Source organism: Ferrovibrio sp. GW821-FHT12B10 (assembly GCF_058807515.1).
Genome location: NZ_JBXAQT010000001.1, coordinates 2,335,415 through 2,351,700, shown reverse-complemented (window position 1 = coordinate 2,351,700; position 16,286 = coordinate 2,335,415). Strand labels below are relative to the sequence as shown.

General features: G+C 62.5%; 18 protein-coding genes. 6 read left to right on the top strand and 12 right to left on the bottom strand.

Features of this window, described 5'->3' with window-relative positions; genetic code table 11:
- The first annotated feature begins 10 nt into the window (after positions 1-10).
- Positions 11-1,015: an NAD-dependent epimerase/dehydratase family protein gene (locus tag AC1RRT_RS11885; RefSeq protein WP_493014011.1), complete on the top strand. Its 1,005-nt coding sequence runs from the start codon at positions 11-13 to the stop codon at positions 1,013-1,015.
- Between the two features lie 155 nt (positions 1,016-1,170).
- Positions 1,171-2,151: an NAD-dependent epimerase/dehydratase family protein gene (locus AC1RRT_RS11880; RefSeq protein ID WP_493014010.1), complete on the top strand. Its 981-nt coding sequence runs from the start codon at positions 1,171-1,173 to the stop codon at positions 2,149-2,151.
- 3 nt (positions 2,152-2,154) lie between these two features.
- Here AC1RRT_RS11880 and AC1RRT_RS11875 read toward each other — a convergent pair whose 3' ends face one another.
- The 4 genes from AC1RRT_RS11875 to AC1RRT_RS11860 form a co-directional block, all read right to left on the bottom strand.
- Positions 2,155-2,472: a hypothetical protein gene (locus tag AC1RRT_RS11875; RefSeq protein ID WP_493014009.1), complete on the bottom strand. Its 318-nt coding sequence runs from the start codon at positions 2,470-2,472 to the stop codon at positions 2,155-2,157.
- A 45-nt stretch (positions 2,473-2,517) separates the two neighbouring features.
- Complete coding sequence (locus tag AC1RRT_RS11870) at positions 2,518-3,717, bottom strand: benzoate/H(+) symporter BenE family transporter (RefSeq protein ID WP_493014008.1); 1,200 nt, start codon at positions 3,715-3,717, stop codon at positions 2,518-2,520.
- Positions 3,718-4,029: 312 nt separating this feature from the next.
- Positions 4,030-4,686, bottom strand: coding sequence for a LysE family translocator (locus AC1RRT_RS11865; protein WP_493014007.1), 657 nt, complete (start codon positions 4,684-4,686; stop codon positions 4,030-4,032).
- A 263-nt stretch (positions 4,687-4,949) separates the two neighbouring features.
- Positions 4,950-5,339, bottom strand: a complete 390-nt coding sequence (locus tag AC1RRT_RS11860) for a hypothetical protein (protein ID WP_493014006.1) — start codon at positions 5,337-5,339, stop codon at positions 4,950-4,952.
- Between the two features lie 373 nt (positions 5,340-5,712).
- On the opposite strand from AC1RRT_RS11860, the gene AC1RRT_RS11855 reads away from it, so the two are divergent.
- Positions 5,713-5,988 (top strand): hypothetical protein, encoded by a 276-nt coding sequence (locus AC1RRT_RS11855; RefSeq protein ID WP_493014005.1) that lies wholly within the window; start codon positions 5,713-5,715, stop codon positions 5,986-5,988.
- A gap of 502 nt (positions 5,989-6,490) precedes the next feature.
- On the opposite strand, the gene AC1RRT_RS11850 is transcribed toward AC1RRT_RS11855, so the two are convergent.
- The 5 genes from AC1RRT_RS11850 to AC1RRT_RS11830 form a co-directional block, all read right to left on the bottom strand.
- On the bottom strand, positions 6,491-7,201 hold the full coding sequence (locus tag AC1RRT_RS11850; protein WP_493014004.1) for a hypothetical protein: 711 nt from the start codon (positions 7,199-7,201) through the stop codon (positions 6,491-6,493).
- A 248-nt stretch (positions 7,202-7,449) separates the two neighbouring features.
- A complete protein-coding gene (locus AC1RRT_RS11845; RefSeq protein WP_493014003.1) occupies positions 7,450-7,818 on the bottom strand; it encodes a hypothetical protein in 369 nt (122 codons plus the stop codon).
- Positions 7,819-8,014: 196 nt separating this feature from the next.
- Positions 8,015-8,734 carry a transposase gene (locus AC1RRT_RS11840; RefSeq protein ID WP_493014002.1) on the bottom strand — a complete coding sequence of 240 codons (720 nt, stop codon included), beginning with the start codon at positions 8,732-8,734 and terminating at the stop codon, positions 8,015-8,017.
- A 160-nt stretch (positions 8,735-8,894) separates the two neighbouring features.
- Positions 8,895-9,380 (bottom strand): GNAT family N-acetyltransferase, encoded by a 486-nt coding sequence (locus AC1RRT_RS11835; RefSeq protein WP_493014001.1) that lies wholly within the window; start codon positions 9,378-9,380, stop codon positions 8,895-8,897.
- A gap of 84 nt (positions 9,381-9,464) precedes the next feature.
- Complete coding sequence (locus tag AC1RRT_RS11830; protein ID WP_493014000.1) at positions 9,465-10,295, bottom strand: alpha/beta fold hydrolase; 831 nt, start codon at positions 10,293-10,295, stop codon at positions 9,465-9,467.
- A gap of 552 nt (positions 10,296-10,847) precedes the next feature.
- Between AC1RRT_RS11830 and purB the strand changes: the two genes are divergently transcribed.
- The gene (purB, locus tag AC1RRT_RS11825) at positions 10,848-12,215 is read left to right on the top strand and encodes an adenylosuccinate lyase (protein WP_493013999.1); all 1,368 of its coding nucleotides are present in this window, start codon (positions 10,848-10,850) and stop codon (positions 12,213-12,215) included.
- A 62-nt stretch (positions 12,216-12,277) separates the two neighbouring features.
- Positions 12,278-13,159: a haloalkane dehalogenase gene (locus AC1RRT_RS11820; RefSeq protein WP_493013998.1), complete on the top strand. Its 882-nt coding sequence runs from the start codon at positions 12,278-12,280 to the stop codon at positions 13,157-13,159.
- A 3-nt stretch (positions 13,160-13,162) separates the two neighbouring features.
- On the opposite strand, the gene AC1RRT_RS11815 is transcribed toward AC1RRT_RS11820, so the two are convergent.
- A complete protein-coding gene (locus AC1RRT_RS11815) occupies positions 13,163-13,615 on the bottom strand; it encodes a VOC family protein (protein WP_493013997.1) in 453 nt (150 codons plus the stop codon).
- An 87-nt stretch (positions 13,616-13,702) separates the two neighbouring features.
- On the opposite strand from AC1RRT_RS11815, the gene gcvA reads away from it, so the two are divergent.
- Positions 13,703-14,614 (top strand): transcriptional regulator GcvA, encoded by a 912-nt coding sequence (gene gcvA, locus AC1RRT_RS11810; protein WP_493013996.1) that lies wholly within the window; start codon positions 13,703-13,705, stop codon positions 14,612-14,614.
- 53 nt (positions 14,615-14,667) lie between these two features.
- On the opposite strand, the gene argB is transcribed toward gcvA, so the two are convergent.
- Entirely contained in the window at positions 14,668-15,585 is a 918-nt protein-coding gene (gene argB, locus AC1RRT_RS11805; RefSeq protein ID WP_493013995.1) for an acetylglutamate kinase, read from the bottom strand.
- A 43-nt stretch (positions 15,586-15,628) separates the two neighbouring features.
- A complete protein-coding gene (gene yihA / locus AC1RRT_RS11800; RefSeq protein WP_493013994.1) occupies positions 15,629-16,282 on the bottom strand; it encodes a ribosome biogenesis GTP-binding protein YihA/YsxC in 654 nt (217 codons plus the stop codon).
- Between the last annotated feature and the right edge of the window lie 4 nt (positions 16,283-16,286).

Here is a 16,286-nt window from a genome sequence, read left to right as displayed (position 1 = left end):
AGAGCAGCGCATGGCTCATTTTCTCGTCACCGGCGGATGCGGCTTCATCGGCTCCCATCTGGTCGACCGTCTGCTCAGCCTGGGCCATCGGGTCCGCGTGCTCGACGACCTGTCCAGCGGCCGTACCCATAATCTCGCGCCCCAGGCCGAACTGGTGCTGGGCGATGTCGCCGACCCCGAGATCACGGCATCCGCGCTGCGCGGCGTCACCGGTTGTTTCCATCTCGCCGCCGTCACCAACCGCCATGCACCGGCCGAGGACTGGCTCGGCGTGCATCGCGTCAACCAGACCGGCACCATCGCCGTCTTCGACGCCGCCCGCAGCCGCGCCGTGCCGGTGGCCTACGCCTCCTCCGCCGCCGTCTATGGCGACTGCAGCGACGCCCATCATGCCGAACGCTCGATCGCCCGGCCGCTGACCGTCGAAGGCGCCGACAAGCTCGCCTGCGAATGGCAGGGCCGTGTCGCCGCGCTCAGCCATGGCGTGCCCAATACCGGCCTGCGCCTGTTCAACGTCTACGGTCCGCGCCAGGACATCGCGCTGCCCTATGCCGGCGTGGTCACCCTGTTTGCCAGCCGGCTCGCCTTCGGCAAGGCGCTGATGCTGCAGGGCGACGGCCAGCAGGTGCGCGATTTCATCTACGTGGCTGATGCCGTCACGCATTTCACCGCGGCGATGGACCAGATGCTGGAGCGCCAGCGCGACCGCCATCCGGCCGAGGCCCATGTCTTCAATGTCTGCACCGGACGTGCCACCCGCATCCGCGATCTGGCGCTGACCATGGCCAGACTCAGCAATCGCCAGCCGGCGCTGCAGCATGGCCCGGCGCGGCCCGGCGAGGTGCGCCTGTCGCTCGGCGACCCGACCGCCGCCATCCGCGACCTGCATGTCGCCGCCACCACGCCGCTGGAGGATGGCCTGCGGATGACCCTGAGCCGCAGCGACTTTGCGCCGCCCCCGGTGCGCGCCATGCCTCGCCATCATCCAGCAGTTGAAGCATCATTGCGGCATTGAATGTCGCCCGTGCGCCCATTCCGCGCGCACCGATGCACAAAACCGATGCATATGCCGGGCACACTGCCAATTCACGCCCGGCTCGCAGACTCCGCTTGCCAGCCGCCGCATTCCGTTCCAGTTTACGGCCGGTTTCCTCGCGGGTTCCTGTCTGTATGACGCGCTATCTCATCACTGGCGGTTGCGGCTTCATCGGCTCGCATCTGGTCGACGCCCTGCTGGCGCTGGGCCATGACGTGCGCGTGCTGGACAATCTCAGCGCCGGCCGCACCCAGAATCTCAATCCGAAGGCCGAGCTGATCTTCGGCGATGTCGCCGACCCGCTCACCGTGCGCGCCGCCATGCGCAACAGCGACGGCTGCTTCCATCTCGCCGCCCTGCCGGTCACCGACGAGGCCGACTGGCTCGACACCCATCGCACCAACCTCGGCGGCACGGTCACCGTGCTGGATGCCGCGCGCCGCGACAAGCTGCCGGTGGTCTATGCCTCATCCTCGGCCATCTATGGCGAGACTCTGGAGCCGCGCCTGTCCGAAGGCATGCCGGCGCGGCCGCGCGAACGCCACGGCGCCGATGCCCTGAGTTGCGAGCTGCAGGGGCGGATCGCGGCCGGCTATGGCGTGCCCAATACCGCGCTGCGCTTTTTCCATGTCTATGGTCCGCGCCAGGATGCCGAGCTGGATGGCGCCGGCGTGGTGGCGCGTTTCGCCGCAAGGCTCGAGGCGGGATTGTCGCTGACCCTGCAGGGCGACGGCGAGCAGACGCGTGATTTCGTCTATGTCGGCGATGCGGTGGCGTTTCTGGTGACGGCGATGCAGCGGCTGGAAATCCGCGGCGTGGCGGTGGCCGATGCCTTCAATGTCTGCAGCGGCCGCGCCACCCGCATCCGCGAGCTGGCGAAGATGATGACGCAGATTGTCGGCGGCCCGCTCGACCTGCGGCTGGCCGCGCCGCGCGGCAACGACCTGCGCCATCTGGTCGGCGATCCCGATTTCGCCGCCACCAGCCTGCGCATCCGCACGCAGGTGTCGCTGGAAGCCGGCCTGCGCCAGACGCTCGCGCCACAGCTGGTGCGAAGCGCCGGCATAAAGGCGACGGCGGAGGCCAGCCCCGCCGCCTATCTGGCATCGCTCTAGGCGTCAGCCCTTGCCGTGGTCGCCGGTGCGGCCATAGCGTTTCTCTTTGGGCTGCTGCGTCGGCCGCGTGGGTGCACTCTGGTGTTCGTCCAGCCCTTCGGGCTTCGCGCCGGTGCCGTCATGGACGACATCGTCGTGATGCTCGGCGGCGAACTGGTCGTTGCCATAGGTGCCCGGGCCATAGCTGCCCTGGCGCGGCGAGTTCTTCACCAGCGGTTCCTTGTGCAGCGGGCCATCGCCACGGCCATGATCGCCGGGTTCCAGCGTGAACTGCCGCGGGGCTTTGGGAGACTGAATGGGGGTGGGCTTGTCGGTGGGCATGGCGAGGCACTCCTTCTCATAAGGAAGAAACCCGCCACGCGGCCTTCAGGTTCCGGCCTTTCTGGCTTTCCAGCGCGTCAGCGCCAGAATGGCGCCGCCGGCCACCAGGCCCCAGAAGGCACCGCCGATGCCGAAAATCGTCAGGCCTGAGGCGGCGACCAGGAAGGTGATGGCCGCCGCCTCGCGGCTCTCGGCATCGCTCAGCGCCGCCATCAGCGAGGACGCGAAGGCGCCCAGCAGCGCCAGACCGGCAACAGCCTGGATCAGGATCGGCGGCGCCGCCGCGATGAAGGCGGTCGCCGCGCCGGCACCCAGCCCGAGCAGCACATAGCAGATGCCGGCCACCGTGGCCGCCACCCAGCGCTTGGTGCGATCGGGATGCGCATCGGGCCCGGCGCAGATCGCCGCCGTGATCGCGGCAAGGTTGACGGCATGGCTGCCGAACGGCGCAGCCAGCAGCGAGAAAATCCCGGTGTCGCGGAACAGCGGCGACGGATCGGGGTGATAGCCGTTGGCGTTCAGCACCGCGATGCCGGGGATGTTCTGCGAGGCCATGGTGACGATGAACAGCGGCAGTGCAATGCCCACCAGAGACTGGACGGTGAATACCGGCATGACGAACACCGCCTGCGGCGCCAGCGACGCCGGCACGATGGCGGACAGATCGGTGGTGAGCGCGATGATGATCACGGTGACAATCACCGCCGTGGGCACGGCATAAAGCCGCTTCCACTTCGCCATCAGCGCCCAGGTGGCCACGATGATCAGGCCATAGAGCGGCATCGCCGCAACGGCTTTCACGGGCGCAAGACAGAGCGGCAGCAGCACGCCGGCCAGCATGGCATTGGCCAGCGGCGCCGGAATGGCGGCGACCCAGCGGCCGAGCGGCTTCCAGATGCCGGCGAGCGTCAGCAATACGCCGCAGAGGATGAAGGCGCCGACGGCAGCCGGGAAACCGCCATCGCCGAGCGCGGCCATGCCGGAGGTGGCAAGCAGCGCCGCACCCGGCGTCGACCAGGCGATGCTGATCGGCAGGCGCGTGCGCAGGGAGATCACAACGGCGCAGAGCCCCATGCTGATGCTGAGCGCCATCAGTCCCGAGGCCGCTTCGGCCTGGCTCGCGCCCATGGCGGTGAAGCCCTGCAGGATGACGGTGAAGGAGGAGGCAAAGCCGACGAAGGCGGCGAGCAGCCCGGCGGCAAAGGCGGGGGTGAGCGAAACCTGTGTCTGTGTATGCTGGGTCATTGTTCCATGCCGATGACGTGAAGCTCCATATGGATGGAGCGACTAGGGGCGGTCTTCTTCAGGTCATCAGCGCGCAAGGCTGGCAAAAAGACTGGGCTGGCAAAAAGATTGGGCTGGCACGGGGGAAGGACCGCGACAGCCGCCGGATGGAAAAAATCTATCGCGGGGCGGCGGACAGTTCCAGACCGTCGCGCCCTGATTTTATGCGATGGCTGCGATCTGGCGGAGTGATGGGGACTTTCAATCCCTCTGATCATCATGGCTGGGACAAGCCCGGCCATGACACTCTTTTCGACTGATGCCGCGTTTGACTTACCGCCGCGACTCCAGCGCCATATGCACGGCGAGGCCGGCCAGCACGGTGCCCATCAGCCAGCGCTGGACCAGCAGCCAGAGCGGACGGCCGGCGAGGAAACCGGCAATCGTGCCGGCGGTATAGGCGATCATCGCATTGACGGTCAGGCTGGTGGCGATCTGGATCGACCCCAGGATCAGCGACTGGCTCAGCACGCTGCCCGCCGTCATCGTGCCGGCGGCGGTTTCGGCCGGCGTGATGAATTGCGGCAACAGCGCCAGATACAGCATGGCGATCTTGGGATTGAGCAGACTGGTGACAAAGCCCATGGTGAACAGGCGGCGCGGGCTGTCCTGTGGCAGGTCCTTCACCTGGAACGGCGAGCGGCCGCCGGGTTTCAGCGCCTGCCAGGCCAGCCAGAACAGGTAGAGCGCGCCGCCAAAGCGCAGCGCATCATAGGCATAGGGCACGGCGAACAGCAGCGCGGTGATGCCGAAAGCGGCGCAGAGCATGTAGACCACGAAACCCAGCGCCACGCCGCCGAGCGAGACCAGCCCGGCCAGACGGCCCTGACAGATCGAGCGCGAGATCAGATAGATCATGTTCGGCCCGGGCGTCAGCACCATGCCGAGGCAGATGGCGGCGAAAGCCAGCAGGTTCGTGGTGGTCGGCATGGGGATACCTTCTGGGGAAGACTCGGCTGTTATGGCTTTTATGCCGCCATCCTAGCGGCGCGCCGTCGCCGCGGGGAGCGGCAAAAATGTCAGCCGACAATTTTCTCCAGGATCGCGCGCCGCGCCGGATCACAGGCAGCGGCAGATCGGGGCAGCGTGAAGCGGGCGTGGCGCGGGATATCGGGCGGAGGCGGTTGCGGCGACTGCGACACTCTCAGCAGACAGGCTGCATGGCGGCAACAACAATCGTGGTCTGTCCCCGATTACTCTCGCTTTACATTGATAGCAATTCCCTCATGCTGCGCCACTTCATAAGCAATCAGCGTATTAGATGGGATGTTTATCATCAAGATACCGTCTCTGCCCCATGATATTTTTAAAGCGACTTCATCGCCTCCAATATCGGCAGCAAGTATTTTACTTTTACGCGCTGATTTCGAAGTATTTTCCTGCAGAGAAACAACAATCACACGAGTCGTTGTAAAAAGTTCATCACTGCAAATTTCTTCGTCAACAATCGCCCTCCATCCAATAAAGGGGGCATCCAAAAACTCCAGCTGTTTCACATCACAATCTGCGTTGGATTGAGAATAATACACACCGCCCAATCCAGCCACGGCGCATAATAAAAGTACGAGCAGCTGCGGCTTCATCGCTCATCCATCTTCCAACCAATCACCGAGGCACCTTCCCGGAATTATACAAATCATATCCAAGACGCGTATTGTAAACATTTCGCTCGGCTAGATTCTTGTATGTTTGGTCTCTCGTCGCACTGCCAAAATTCGACTTAACCTCAGCGTAATCGGGGACAGACCACAGGAATCGGGGACAGACCACGATTCCCCTGCACGATCAAAGCAACAGTGAAATCGGGAAAGGAATGGGGGACAGACCACGATTCCTCCGCGCGATCATAGCAGCCGCTCCTGCCCTTCGTCGCGGGTCGGCCCGGCTGGTCGTCCGGCTTCGCCGCGCGTCACGCGCTGCCCCAGCGCTGCCGCGATCTGCGCGTCCGGCCGCCACATGCAGCACATCGAGATAGCGGCGATAGTCCTCATCGGCGAAGAAGATCTCCTGCCGGTTGTTGCCGCGCTGGATCACATGCAGCGGTACATCAGGCAGCGTGAAACGGGCGTGGCGCGGCATGGGTCGGACAGTTCGGGATCGGGTGTCGATCCGCAAAGCTCAGCAGGTCACCTGCATAACAGCAACAACAATCGTGGTCTGTCCCCGATTACCCTCGATTACCCAGTGGATCTAAAAAACGCGGGCGGTGTAGTTATAAAGTCAACGCCTTAAGATTTTTGAGTTTATACAAGCCAGATACCGCCCTATAAAAACCAAGCTAATAATCACTGTAATCAAGCCAACGATAAAAACCACATCCCTTACACCTTGAGACAAATCAAGTGGTGCAATCACAGAAAAAAACAAAATCGAACCGGCGAGAACTCCCCCTCCGATTTTTGCACCCCGCCTACAGTGCAAGCATTCCGGATGCGGTGAGGTAAAATCCCGCACCCTACCGCGCCATAACAAAGTTCCCCCTCCAACAAGAAGGATTAACGACAACAATTCCGTTCCAGCCCACAGCCCTTTAAGGAAGAGACTTATCAGGACCCCGACTGTGACGAGTGCAAACCCGAGATATTGCATGTTTTATTACTTCGCAAACTCTCTCATTTTTCGTCTACGTATGTGGGAATGGGGGACAGACCACGATTCCCCTGCACGATAAAAGCAACAGTGAAATCGTGGTCTGTCCCCGATTACTATTTTGATTAATTGCAGAATTCAAAAACTATTGCGAAGTCACAACTCTATAAATAATCACATCGCCCTCAATTAAATCCAAGAGAATTTGGAATTTCGCAATGCCGGCGTCAACATGGATTAGATTCTGTGGAACAGCCTGAGAGGCGAATCCAATGCTATATCCAACTTGGGTTAATCTTGCCTTCCCACTTAAAATTGCTTTTTTCAAGGCTTCAAACTCAGGCGTAGAAGCTGCTGTGGGTTTGGCTTTTAGATAACTATTTAAATCAGCATCAATTCGCGGCATTCGCTGCCAATACGACACAATAGTTTTGAACACCCCTTCTGATACCTGCCAAGTCGAGAGATATTCCGCTGCCATCGGAGGGGGGCATACATCAGCTAACAGCATAAAATGCCGTTGCGTTGCCATATACTCCTTTCCGTTCGGAGGTTGATAACTCCACGCCCTTGAAGTCGCATTCCTAAAAATACTTCTCTCCATATAGAAGCAGACCCCTGCCTCGCCTTTGAGCGGGATGGATGTCGAAAAATAAACCTCTTCTTCTTTACCATCGAGTCTACGGCTGCATTTTTTAATGAACTGGCCAGAAAATGCAGCAAGGGCACTTTTTATTTCTTCACTCGAACTATCAATTCCGGGCTTAAAAAGCTCACAATTATTTGCTCCCGTATTCGCATTTGCTGCAAAGGCCCATCCCAAAACAAAAGAGGCGGCGATATAGGATTTTATCATCCCAAACTCCCGAGAACATTCATCTATAGGCATTCATTATTAGCCGCCCCAAGGAATGGGGGACACAATTCCCCTGCACGATCAAAGCAACAGTGAAATCGTGGTCTGTCCCCGATTACCATTACTCATGAAGCGGACGCGGCGCGAAGGCGGGCGTGGCGGTCACGGGTGCAGCAAACCTCACAGGCGAACGCGACAGCGGCAACAGAAATCGTGGTCTGCCCCCGATTACCTGTTGGCGTGCACAATTAAATTGTGTTTGGCGGCGAGCATTTCTGCAGTAACTCGCGAGCTCTCTTTTCCGTAAGGGTCTCGGTAAGATCAGGATTTGCAAGCTCGAATATCAAGCTTTCCACCAAACCGTTACTCCCGCCATGAAATTCAACATCCTCACGCCCCTCAAGAAGATTCGCCCAAAGCTCAACATCTTCAACAGTAAATCTACCAGCTAAATATACATTAAGGACTCTCTCGATATCCGAAACATCTAACGTTACCAAGTCATCAGCATCGTAGTCCCACGGGAACTTCTTCAAAGCAATCGCAATCTCGTCCAAAGGAGCGGAGAGGCGGACGAGAGTGCGGACCAGTTCGAGGCGAGAATCTAATAGTGCCATAGCTTATTTGTATTTAACGTCCTTAATATTTCCAAGCGGATCATATGTGGTTTTAGAGTAACTTATTGTTCTCCCGGCAGAGTCGATTTGCTTTTCATAAACGGCAGACCAGCCTGGCACCCTACCAGGAGAAGTAGCTTGGATCGCAACACCATTGCGGAAGTAATCGGGGACAGACCACGATTCCTCTGCGCGATCATAGCAGCCGCTCCTGCCCTTCGTCGTGGGTCGGCCCGGCTGGTCGTCCGGCTTCGCCGCGCGTCACGCGCTGGCCCAGCGCTGCCGCGATCTGCGCGGCAAAGCCACTGCTGCCCAGCGCATAGCCACCGTTGGTCGCCGTGCGGATCGCTTCGATCAGCGCCGGATCGAGTGCCTGCGCCACCAGCGCACGCCACGCCGTCTGCCGCGCGGCGGCATCAGCCCCAAGCGCCAGATAAAGCGGATGCGGCTGCAGCGGCAGATCGCCGCCTTGCCCTTCGGCATGCCGGCGATAGCTCGACCAGCGATAGTCGCCGGCACCGGCCACCATGCTGGCGCGCACCGGGTTGAGCTCGATATAGCGCTGACAGGCCAGCAGATAATCTTCCGCCTGCACCGGCGCCGAGCGGAAGCGGCCCTCCCACAGCGTGCCGCTGCGGCGGTAGGTGCGGTTGATGTATTGCGCATGCTGCTGCCCCACCTGCTTCATCAGCGCCGCGCAGCCCTCCTCCGACGCCGGGGTGAGCAGCAGATGCACATGGTTGGTCATCAGGCAGAAGGCGTGGATCGCGCAAGCCGCGCGTCCGGCCGCCACATGCAGCACATCGAGATAGCGGCGATAATCCTCATCGGCGAAGAAGACTGCCTGGCGGTTGTTGCCACGCTGGATCACATGCAGCGGTACATCAGGCAGCGTGAAGCGGGCGTGGCGCGGCATGGGGGCGGACGGTTCGGGATCGGATGTCGATCCGCAAAGCTCAGCAGGTCACCTGCATAACAGCAACAACAATCGTGGTCTGTCCCCGATTACTATCTACACGCAGATCGGCGGCTGGAGCGTGCCGGCGTAAGTGATGAAGCTGCTACGTGAATGACGATCAGGAGCTGATTACGCGCTCCAGGATCGCGAGCCGCGCCGGACCGATATCGCGGTCGATCACCTGCCAGCCGCGCTTTTCATAAAACCCCTGCACGGCCGGCCGCGCCGAGAGATACAGCCGCGGGATCCCCAGCGCCGCACAGCGCTGCTCGATGGCCTGCACCAGCGCTACGCCGACGCCGTTCTTGCGCGCTGTCGGTTCGACCCAGAGCGCGGCCAGCCAGGGCGCAAGGTCGTGTCGGCCGGTATCCCGCACATAGTCCGGCTCGTCGCAGGCGATCAGCGACACCGTGCCGGCGAAAACGCCATCGCATTCGGCAGCCAACGTCAGCGGCAGGTTGCCCGGCTGCAGGTGACGGGCAAAGCCGGCGCGCAGATCGTCGAGACTGCTGCCCTTGTGCTGCCAGAAGGCAGCCCAGACGGACTCGGCCACGGCATCGAGCAGTTCAGGCCGGTCCCGCAGATCGTGAATGATCCGGTTCATGCCGCCAGCCTATCAGGATTGGCGGAGCATGGAAAACGGGCGGCCGGCATACCCGGACCGCCCGCCCTGTCATCGCACCACGGCTCAGCCCTTGATCCAGGCGAGCAGGTCGGCGTTGATCACATCGGCATTGATGGTCGCCATCCCATGCCCGAAGCCCGGATAGACCTTGAGCGTGCCATTCTTCACCAGCTTGATGGCGAGATGGGCGGAATCGGCGATCGGCACGATCTGGTCGTCCTCGCCGTGCATGATCAGCACCGGCTGCTCGATCTTCTTCAGATCGTCCGTAAAGTCGGTCTCCGAGAACGCCTTGATGCAATCATAATGCGCCTTGGCGCCGCCCATCATGCCCTGGCGCCACCAATTGTCGATCACGCCCTGCAGCGGCTTGGCGCCCGGACGGTTGAAGCCATAGAACGGCCCCGAGGGAACATCGAGGAAGAACTGGGCGCGATTGGCGACCAGTGCGGCGCGAAAACCGTCGAACACTTCAAGCGGCAAGCCGCCGGGATTCTTGTCGGTCTTGAGCATGATGGGCGGCACCGCGCCGATCAGCACGGCCTTGGCCACGCGCCCGGTCTCGGCGCGGGCGACATAATGCGCCACTTCGCCGCCGCCGGTGGAATGGCCGACATGGACGGCATTCTTCAGGTCCAATGCCGCCGCCAAGGCGGCGACATCTGCGGCATAGGTGTCCATCTCGTTGCCGGTATCGGTCTGGGTCGAACGACCATGGCCGCGACGGTCATGGGCAATCACGCGATAGCCCTTCGCCAGGAAGAACATCATCTGCGCATCCCAGTCGTCGGCGCTCAGCGGCCAGCCATGATGGAAGACAATCGCCTGGGCGCCCTTCGGGCCCCAATCCTTATAGAAGATCTCGGTACCGTCCTTGGTCGTGACGTAGCTCATGGCTGTGTCCTTGGTTGGGCCCCGGACGCGCCAAAGACGGACGCGCCGGGGACGGGGGAGATACGCTTCGCGCGACCGCGCAGCGCCGCCTGAAAACCATACGCCGCGGCGCGGCTGTTGTGGCCTGCCCAATCGTCGAATACACGCCCTTGATGACGGCCGCGCGACGAGCCCGGCGGCCGGCCGAATCCAGAAATATGGGGGCTTGAAGTCAGCCAGTAGTTCACTATATGTTCCTGTTAATGCATCTCTTGCCGTGGGCGCGAGACGATTACGGCTGACTTTTCCCCGTAAACTGCCAAAAAAATACCGGCAGCGCCCTATCGAAACGAACGCCCGCGAAGCCAAACGAACCAAAACGAAGCCAAACGAACGCAAACGAACGCAAACGAACTGGAACGAACCAAAACGAACGGGAAGGACGCAAAACGAAGGGCCGCGAACCCGCCGGTTCACCTTGATCGCCCCCGCCCGAGGGGCTAAACCAGCCGCGCCGATCCGGCAGGCCGAGTCCGGCCCTCCCCCGCTCCCGATTCCCTCAGAGGATTTGCGATGATCCCGCGCTACACCCGTCCTGAAATGGCCGCCATCTGGGAGCCGGAACAGCGCTTCCGCATCTGGTTCGAGATCGAGGCCCATGCCTGCGACGCCCAGGCCCAGCTCGGGGTGATCCCGAAGGCGGCCGCCAAGGAAGTGTGGAAGAAGGGCAAGTGGAAAGTCGATCGCATCGACGCGATCGAGCGCGAGACCAAGCATGATGTCATCGCCTTCCTGACCAACCTGGCCGAATATGTCGGCCCGTCGGCGCGCTTCGTGCACCAGGGCATGACCTCGTCCGACGTGCTCGACACCTGCTTCAACGTGCAGCTGGTGCGCGCAGCCGACCTGCTGCTGGCCGGCGTTGATCGCGTGCTGGCCGCGCTGAAAGATCGCGCCTTTGAATTCAAGCTGCTGCCCACCATCGGCCGCAGCCACGGCATCCATGCCGAGCCGACCACCTTCGGGCTCAAGCTGGCCGGCTTCCATGCCGAGTTCCAGCGCGCCCGCAAGCGCCTGGAAGCGGCGCGCGAGGAAGTCGCCACCTGCGCCATTTCCGGCGCTGTCGGCACCTATGCGCATATCGATCCCTTCGTCGAAGCCTGGGTGGCCAAGAAGCTCGGCCTGGTGCCGGAGACCGTGTCGACGCAGGTGATCCCGCGCGACCGCCATGCCGCCTATTTCGCGCATCTTGCCGTGGTCGCCGCCTCGATCGAGCGCCTGGCCACCGAGATCCGCCATCTGCAGCGCTCGGAAGTGATGGAAGCGGAAGAATTCTTCTCGCCCGGCCAGAAGGGCTCGTCGGCCATGCCGCACAAGCGCAACCCGGTGCTGACCGAGAACCTGACCGGCCTCGCGCGCCTCGTGCGCTCGGCTGTCGTGCCGGCGCTGGAGAACGTGGCGCTGTGGCATGAGCGCGATATCAGCCATTCTTCGGTGGAGCGCGGCATCGGCCCGGATGCCACCATCCATCTCGACTTCGCGCTGCATCGTCTGGCCGGCGTGATCGAGAAGCTGGTCGTGTACCCTGACAACATGATGAAGAATCTCGACCGCTTCGGCGGCCTGGTGCATTCGCAGCGCATCCTGCTGGCGCTGACCCAGGCCGGCGTCAGCCGCGAAGACAGCTACAAGATCGTGCAGAAGCATGCGCATCAGATCTGGCAGCATGGCGGCGACTTCATGAAGGCGCTGCTGGGCGAACCCGCCGTGACCAGCAAGCTGAAGCCGGCGCAGGTCAAGGCGCTATTCGACCTCGGCTACCATCTCAAGCATGTCGACACCATCTTCACCCGCGTCTTCGGCAAGGCCGGCAAGACCCCGGGCGCGAAGAAGGCCGGCAAAAAGGCCGCCCCGAAGAAGAAGCCGGCCAAAAAGCGGTAAAAGATTGCCCGTCATGGGCTAATCGTGACAGCCTCTCCCTATAACAAAGGGAGAGGAATGCCATGATCGAGGCCCTGCGCACGCCCGACGAGCGCTTTGAGAATCTTCCCGGCTACGCTTTCCGGCCGCATTACCTGACCCATGACAACGGCCTGCGCATGCATTACCTCGACGAGGGCAAGCATGGGGCCAAGACCTTCCTCTGCCTGCACGGCCAGCCGACCTGGAGCTACCTCTACCGCCGGATGATCCCGATCTTCACGGCGGCCGGCCATCGCGTGGTGGCGCCGGATTTGTTTGGCTTCGGCAAGTCCGACAAGCCGCGCGACGAGAGCGTCTACAGCTTCGATTTCCACCGCGACAGCCTGATCGCGCTGATCCGCGGGCTGAACCTGCAGAATATCGTGCTGGTCTGCCAGGACTGGGGCGGCCTGCTCGGCCTCACCATCCCCAAGAAGATGCCCGAGCGCTTCACCGGCCTGCTGGTGATGAACACCACGCTGGCGACCGGCGATCAGCCGCTCACCCAGGGCTTCCTCGACTGGCGCGCCTGGAACAACAAGAATCCCGACATGGCCATCGCCAAGCTGATGAAGCGCAGCTGCCCGCACCTGAGCGACGCCGAAGCCGCCGCCTATGAAGCGCCCTATCCCGATGCCGCCTACAAGGCCGGCGTGCGGCGCTTCCCCAACCTGGTGCCGGATGCACCCGATGCGCCGGGCGCCGCGCTCTCGCAGCGGGCGCGCGAGTTCTGGATGAAGGACTGGGCCGGCACCAGCATGATGGCGATCGGCATGACCGATCCGGTGCTCGGGCCGCCGGTGATGCATGCGCTCGCCAAGCAGATAAAGAATTGCCCGGCGCCGCTGGAGTTAGCTGAGGCCGGGCATTTCGTGCAGGAATGGGGTGAGCGCGTCGCGACCGACGCGCTCGGCCGTTTCTAGGCGTTACTTCGCGAAGATCATGTCGTCGTTGGCGAAGGCCTTGAACTCGAGCGCGTTGCCCGAGGGGTCGAGGAAGAACATCGTGTGCTGCTCGCCGGCTTCACCTTCGAAGCGCACATAGGGCTCGATGATGAAGTTGATGCCGGCCTTGGTCAGCTTGTCAGCCAGCTTCTGCCAGTCCGGGATGCTGAGGATGACGCCGAAATGCTTGGCCGGCACCTGATGGTCGTCGACCGAGCTGAAGGCCTTCACGCCGCATTCTTCCGGTGCCAAATGGGCGACCAGCTGGTGGCCGTAGAAATCGAAGTCGACCCAATGTTCAGCCGAACGGCCTTCCGAGCAGCCGAGCAGTTCACCGTAGAACTTGCGGGTTTCCGGGATGTCCTTGACCGGGAAGGCCAGGTGGAACGGGCGGATGGTGGTGTGCTTGGATTTGACCGGAGTCAGGGCATTCATTGGGAAACCTCATATGGGGAGGGCTGGTTATCGCCGGGATATTAGCGGCTGGCGCGGGCCCCTCAACCGATTTAAACTTGGCCCCTCATGAGTTTTTCTCATCATGAAAGCCGCCTGCCCTCTCTGAACGCGCTCCGCGCCTTCAGTGTCGCCGGCCGGCATCTGAGTTTTACGCGTGCCGCCGAGGAGCTGCATGTCACCCAGGGCGCGGTCAGTCGACTGGTGCAGCAGCTGGAGGCCGACCTGGGGGTCACGCTGTTCCGCCGCGGCCCGCGCGGGCTGGAGCTGACCGAGGCCGGCGCCGCCTATCTGCCGCCGCTGTCCGAGGCCTTCGAGCGCATGATGGCGGCGACAAAGCTGGTGACACGCAGCAGCCGGCCCGCCAATCGTCTGGCCATCACCATGCTGCCGACCCTGGCCATGCGCTGGTTCATGCCGCGTCTGGCCGACTTCCACAGCCGCCACCCCGAGATCGCGGTGGATGTCACCAGCGCCGACCGACCGGTGGATTTCACCACCGAGCCGGTGGATGTCGGCATCCAGTATGGCAGCGGTGCATGGCCGGCAGGACTGACCGCCGAGCTGCTGTTCCCCGAGACCGTGATCCTGGTCGCCAGTCCGGCGCTGCTGAAAAGCAAGCCGATCAAGAAACCCGAAGACGTGAAGCGTCACACACTGCTGACCCACTCGACCCGGCCCGAAGCCTGGACCGAATGGTTTGCGACGGCAGGCCTGAAGGAAAGCGCGGCGCGCGGACCAACGTTTGAGCATTTCTTCATGTCGATCGAAGCGGCTGTGAACGGCCTCGGCCTGGCGCTGGTGCCGGATTTCTTCGTCCGCCAGGAGTTGCGCGATGGCCGCCTGGTGGAACCGCTGCCGCGCTGTCGTGTGGCGCGCCGTGGCGGCTATTACCTGCTGCACCTGCCCGGTCGCGAACGCGAACCTGCCATCCGCGCCTTCCGCGGCTGGGTCCAGACCATCACACCAGTAGCGGCATGAAAAAGCCGCCGGATTTTACACCGGCGGCTTTTTCAATTCAGTCCGACAGATGCTTACGGCGTGCGTTCGATCATCGTGCCGACGCCATGCGCCGTGAACAGCTCCAGCAGCAGTACATGCGGGATGCGGCCATCCAGGATATGCGCGGCCGAGACGCCGCCACGCACGGCATCCAGGCAGGTCTCCACCTTGGGAATCATGCCGCCCGAGATGGTGCCGTCGCCCATCAGCACCAGCGATTCCTTCGCCGTCAGGCTGGGAATCAGCTTCTTGTCCTTGTTCAGCACGCCGGCCACGTCGGTCAGCATCAACAGCTTGGTCGCACCGACCGCCGAGGCGATCGCGCCGGCCGAGGTGTCGGCGTTGATGTTATAGGTCTCGCCGTTTTCGCCGATGCCGATGGGGGCCACCACCGGAATGACGTTGGAGCTGAGCAGCGTCTGCAGGATGCCCGGATTGATGCGCACCGGTTCGCCGACAAAGCCCAGGTCGAGCAGCTTCTCGATATTGGAACCCGGATCGCGGACCGAGCGGCGCAGCTTGCGCGCCTCGATCAGGCGGCCATCCTTGCCGCTCAGGCCGATGCCGGTGCCGCCGGCGGCGCTGATCGCAGTGACGATCGCCTTGTTGATCGACCCGGCCAGCACCATCTCGACGATCTCGACGGTCGCCTGGTCGGTGACGCGCAGACCATCGACGAATTCGCTCTTGATCTTGAGCCTCTCCAACATGGCGCCGATCTGCGGGCCGCCGCCATGCACCACGATGGGATTGATGCCGACCTGCTTGATCAGCACCACGTCACGGGCAAACTGCTCGGCCAGGGCCTCGTCGCCCATGGCATGGCCGCCGTATTTGATGACCATGGTCTGGCCGGCGAAACGGCGCATATAGGGCAGAGCCTCAGACAGGACCTTGGCGGTCTGCTGCAGATGCGCTTCCAGCGGTTGCGGGCCGGTCGTCGTCTTCATGGTGCTTCTCGGCGTGTTGTCGTTCAAACGTTTATACGGGGCGTCAGGCCAGGGCCGCAAGCTCGGCCCGCAGCTCGGCGATGCCGATCTCATCATGGCTGGATGTCACCCGGATGATGGGATGCGCCGCCACATGCTTTTTCAGGACCGCGGCCACGGCGTCCTTGACTGCAGCCAGCGCAGCCGGCGCGGTCTTGTCAGCCTTGGTCAGGATCACCTGATAGATCACCGCCGATTTATCCAGCAGCTTCATGATGTCTTCGTCGCCGGCCTTCAGGCCATGACGGCCATCGACCAGCAGGCAGACGCGCTTGAGCTCAGGACGGCCCCGCAAATAGGCCTGCGTGGTCTCTGTCCAGGCGGCGGCCTTTGCCTTGCCGACCGAGGAATAGCCATAGCCCGGCAGGTCGACCAGGCTGAAAGTGCCGTTGCCCAGATCGAAGAAGTTGAGCTGCTGGGTACGGCCCGGTGTGTTGGAGGTGCGCGCCAGCGCCTTGCGGCCGCAGAGCGCGTTGACCAGCGAGGACTTGCCGACATTGGAACGGCCGGCAAAGGCGATCTCGGGTCCGCGCGCCGGCGGGAGTTGCGGCACGGTCATGGCGCCGGCGAAGAAATCGCAGGGACCGGCGAAGAGCAGCCGGCCGCGTTCCAGCGCGGCCGGGCTGAAGCTTTCGTCCGGCGCCGGCAGATCGGCCATGCGC

Excerpts from the sequence above, each read along its gene's own strand:
- AC1RRT_RS11860 (WP_493014006.1), bottom strand. The coding sequence starts at position 5,339 with ATGAAGCCGCAGCTGCTCGTACTTTTATTATGCGCCGTGGCTGGATTG.
- AC1RRT_RS11855 (WP_493014005.1), top strand. The coding sequence starts at position 5,713 with ATGCAGCACATCGAGATAGCGGCGATAGTCCTCATCGGCGAAGAAGAT.
- gcvA (WP_493013996.1), top strand. The coding sequence starts at position 13,703 with ATGAGTTTTTCTCATCATGAAAGCCGCCTGCCCTCTCTGAACGCGCTC.
- AC1RRT_RS11835 (WP_493014001.1), bottom strand. The coding sequence starts at position 9,380 with ATGAACCGGATCATTCACGATCTGCGGGACCGGCCTGAACTGCTCGAT.
- argB (WP_493013995.1), bottom strand. The coding sequence starts at position 15,585 with ATGAAGACGACGACCGGCCCGCAACCGCTGGAAGCGCATCTGCAGCAG.
- AC1RRT_RS11840 (WP_493014002.1), bottom strand. The coding sequence starts at position 8,734 with ATGCCGCGCCACGCCCGCTTCACGCTGCCTGATGTACCGCTGCATGTG.
- AC1RRT_RS11885 (WP_493014011.1), top strand. The coding sequence starts at position 11 with ATGGCTCATTTTCTCGTCACCGGCGGATGCGGCTTCATCGGCTCCCAT.
- AC1RRT_RS11865 (WP_493014007.1), bottom strand. The coding sequence starts at position 4,686 with ATGCCGACCACCACGAACCTGCTGGCTTTCGCCGCCATCTGCCTCGGC.
- AC1RRT_RS11815 (WP_493013997.1), bottom strand. The coding sequence starts at position 13,615 with ATGAATGCCCTGACTCCGGTCAAATCCAAGCACACCACCATCCGCCCG.
- AC1RRT_RS11870 (WP_493014008.1), bottom strand. The coding sequence starts at position 3,717 with ATGACCCAGCATACACAGACACAGGTTTCGCTCACCCCCGCCTTTGCC.
- purB (WP_493013999.1), top strand. The coding sequence starts at position 10,848 with ATGATCCCGCGCTACACCCGTCCTGAAATGGCCGCCATCTGGGAGCCG.
- AC1RRT_RS11850 (WP_493014004.1), bottom strand. The coding sequence starts at position 7,201 with ATGATAAAATCCTATATCGCCGCCTCTTTTGTTTTGGGATGGGCCTTT.
- yihA (WP_493013994.1), bottom strand. The coding sequence starts at position 16,282 with ATGGCCGATCTGCCGGCGCCGGACGAAAGCTTCAGCCCGGCCGCGCTG.
- AC1RRT_RS11820 (WP_493013998.1), top strand. The coding sequence starts at position 12,278 with ATGATCGAGGCCCTGCGCACGCCCGACGAGCGCTTTGAGAATCTTCCC.
- AC1RRT_RS11880 (WP_493014010.1), top strand. The coding sequence starts at position 1,171 with ATGACGCGCTATCTCATCACTGGCGGTTGCGGCTTCATCGGCTCGCAT.
- AC1RRT_RS11845 (WP_493014003.1), bottom strand. The coding sequence starts at position 7,818 with ATGGCACTATTAGATTCTCGCCTCGAACTGGTCCGCACTCTCGTCCGC.
- AC1RRT_RS11830 (WP_493014000.1), bottom strand. The coding sequence starts at position 10,295 with ATGAGCTACGTCACGACCAAGGACGGTACCGAGATCTTCTATAAGGAT.
- AC1RRT_RS11875 (WP_493014009.1), bottom strand. The coding sequence starts at position 2,472 with ATGCCCACCGACAAGCCCACCCCCATTCAGTCTCCCAAAGCCCCGCGG.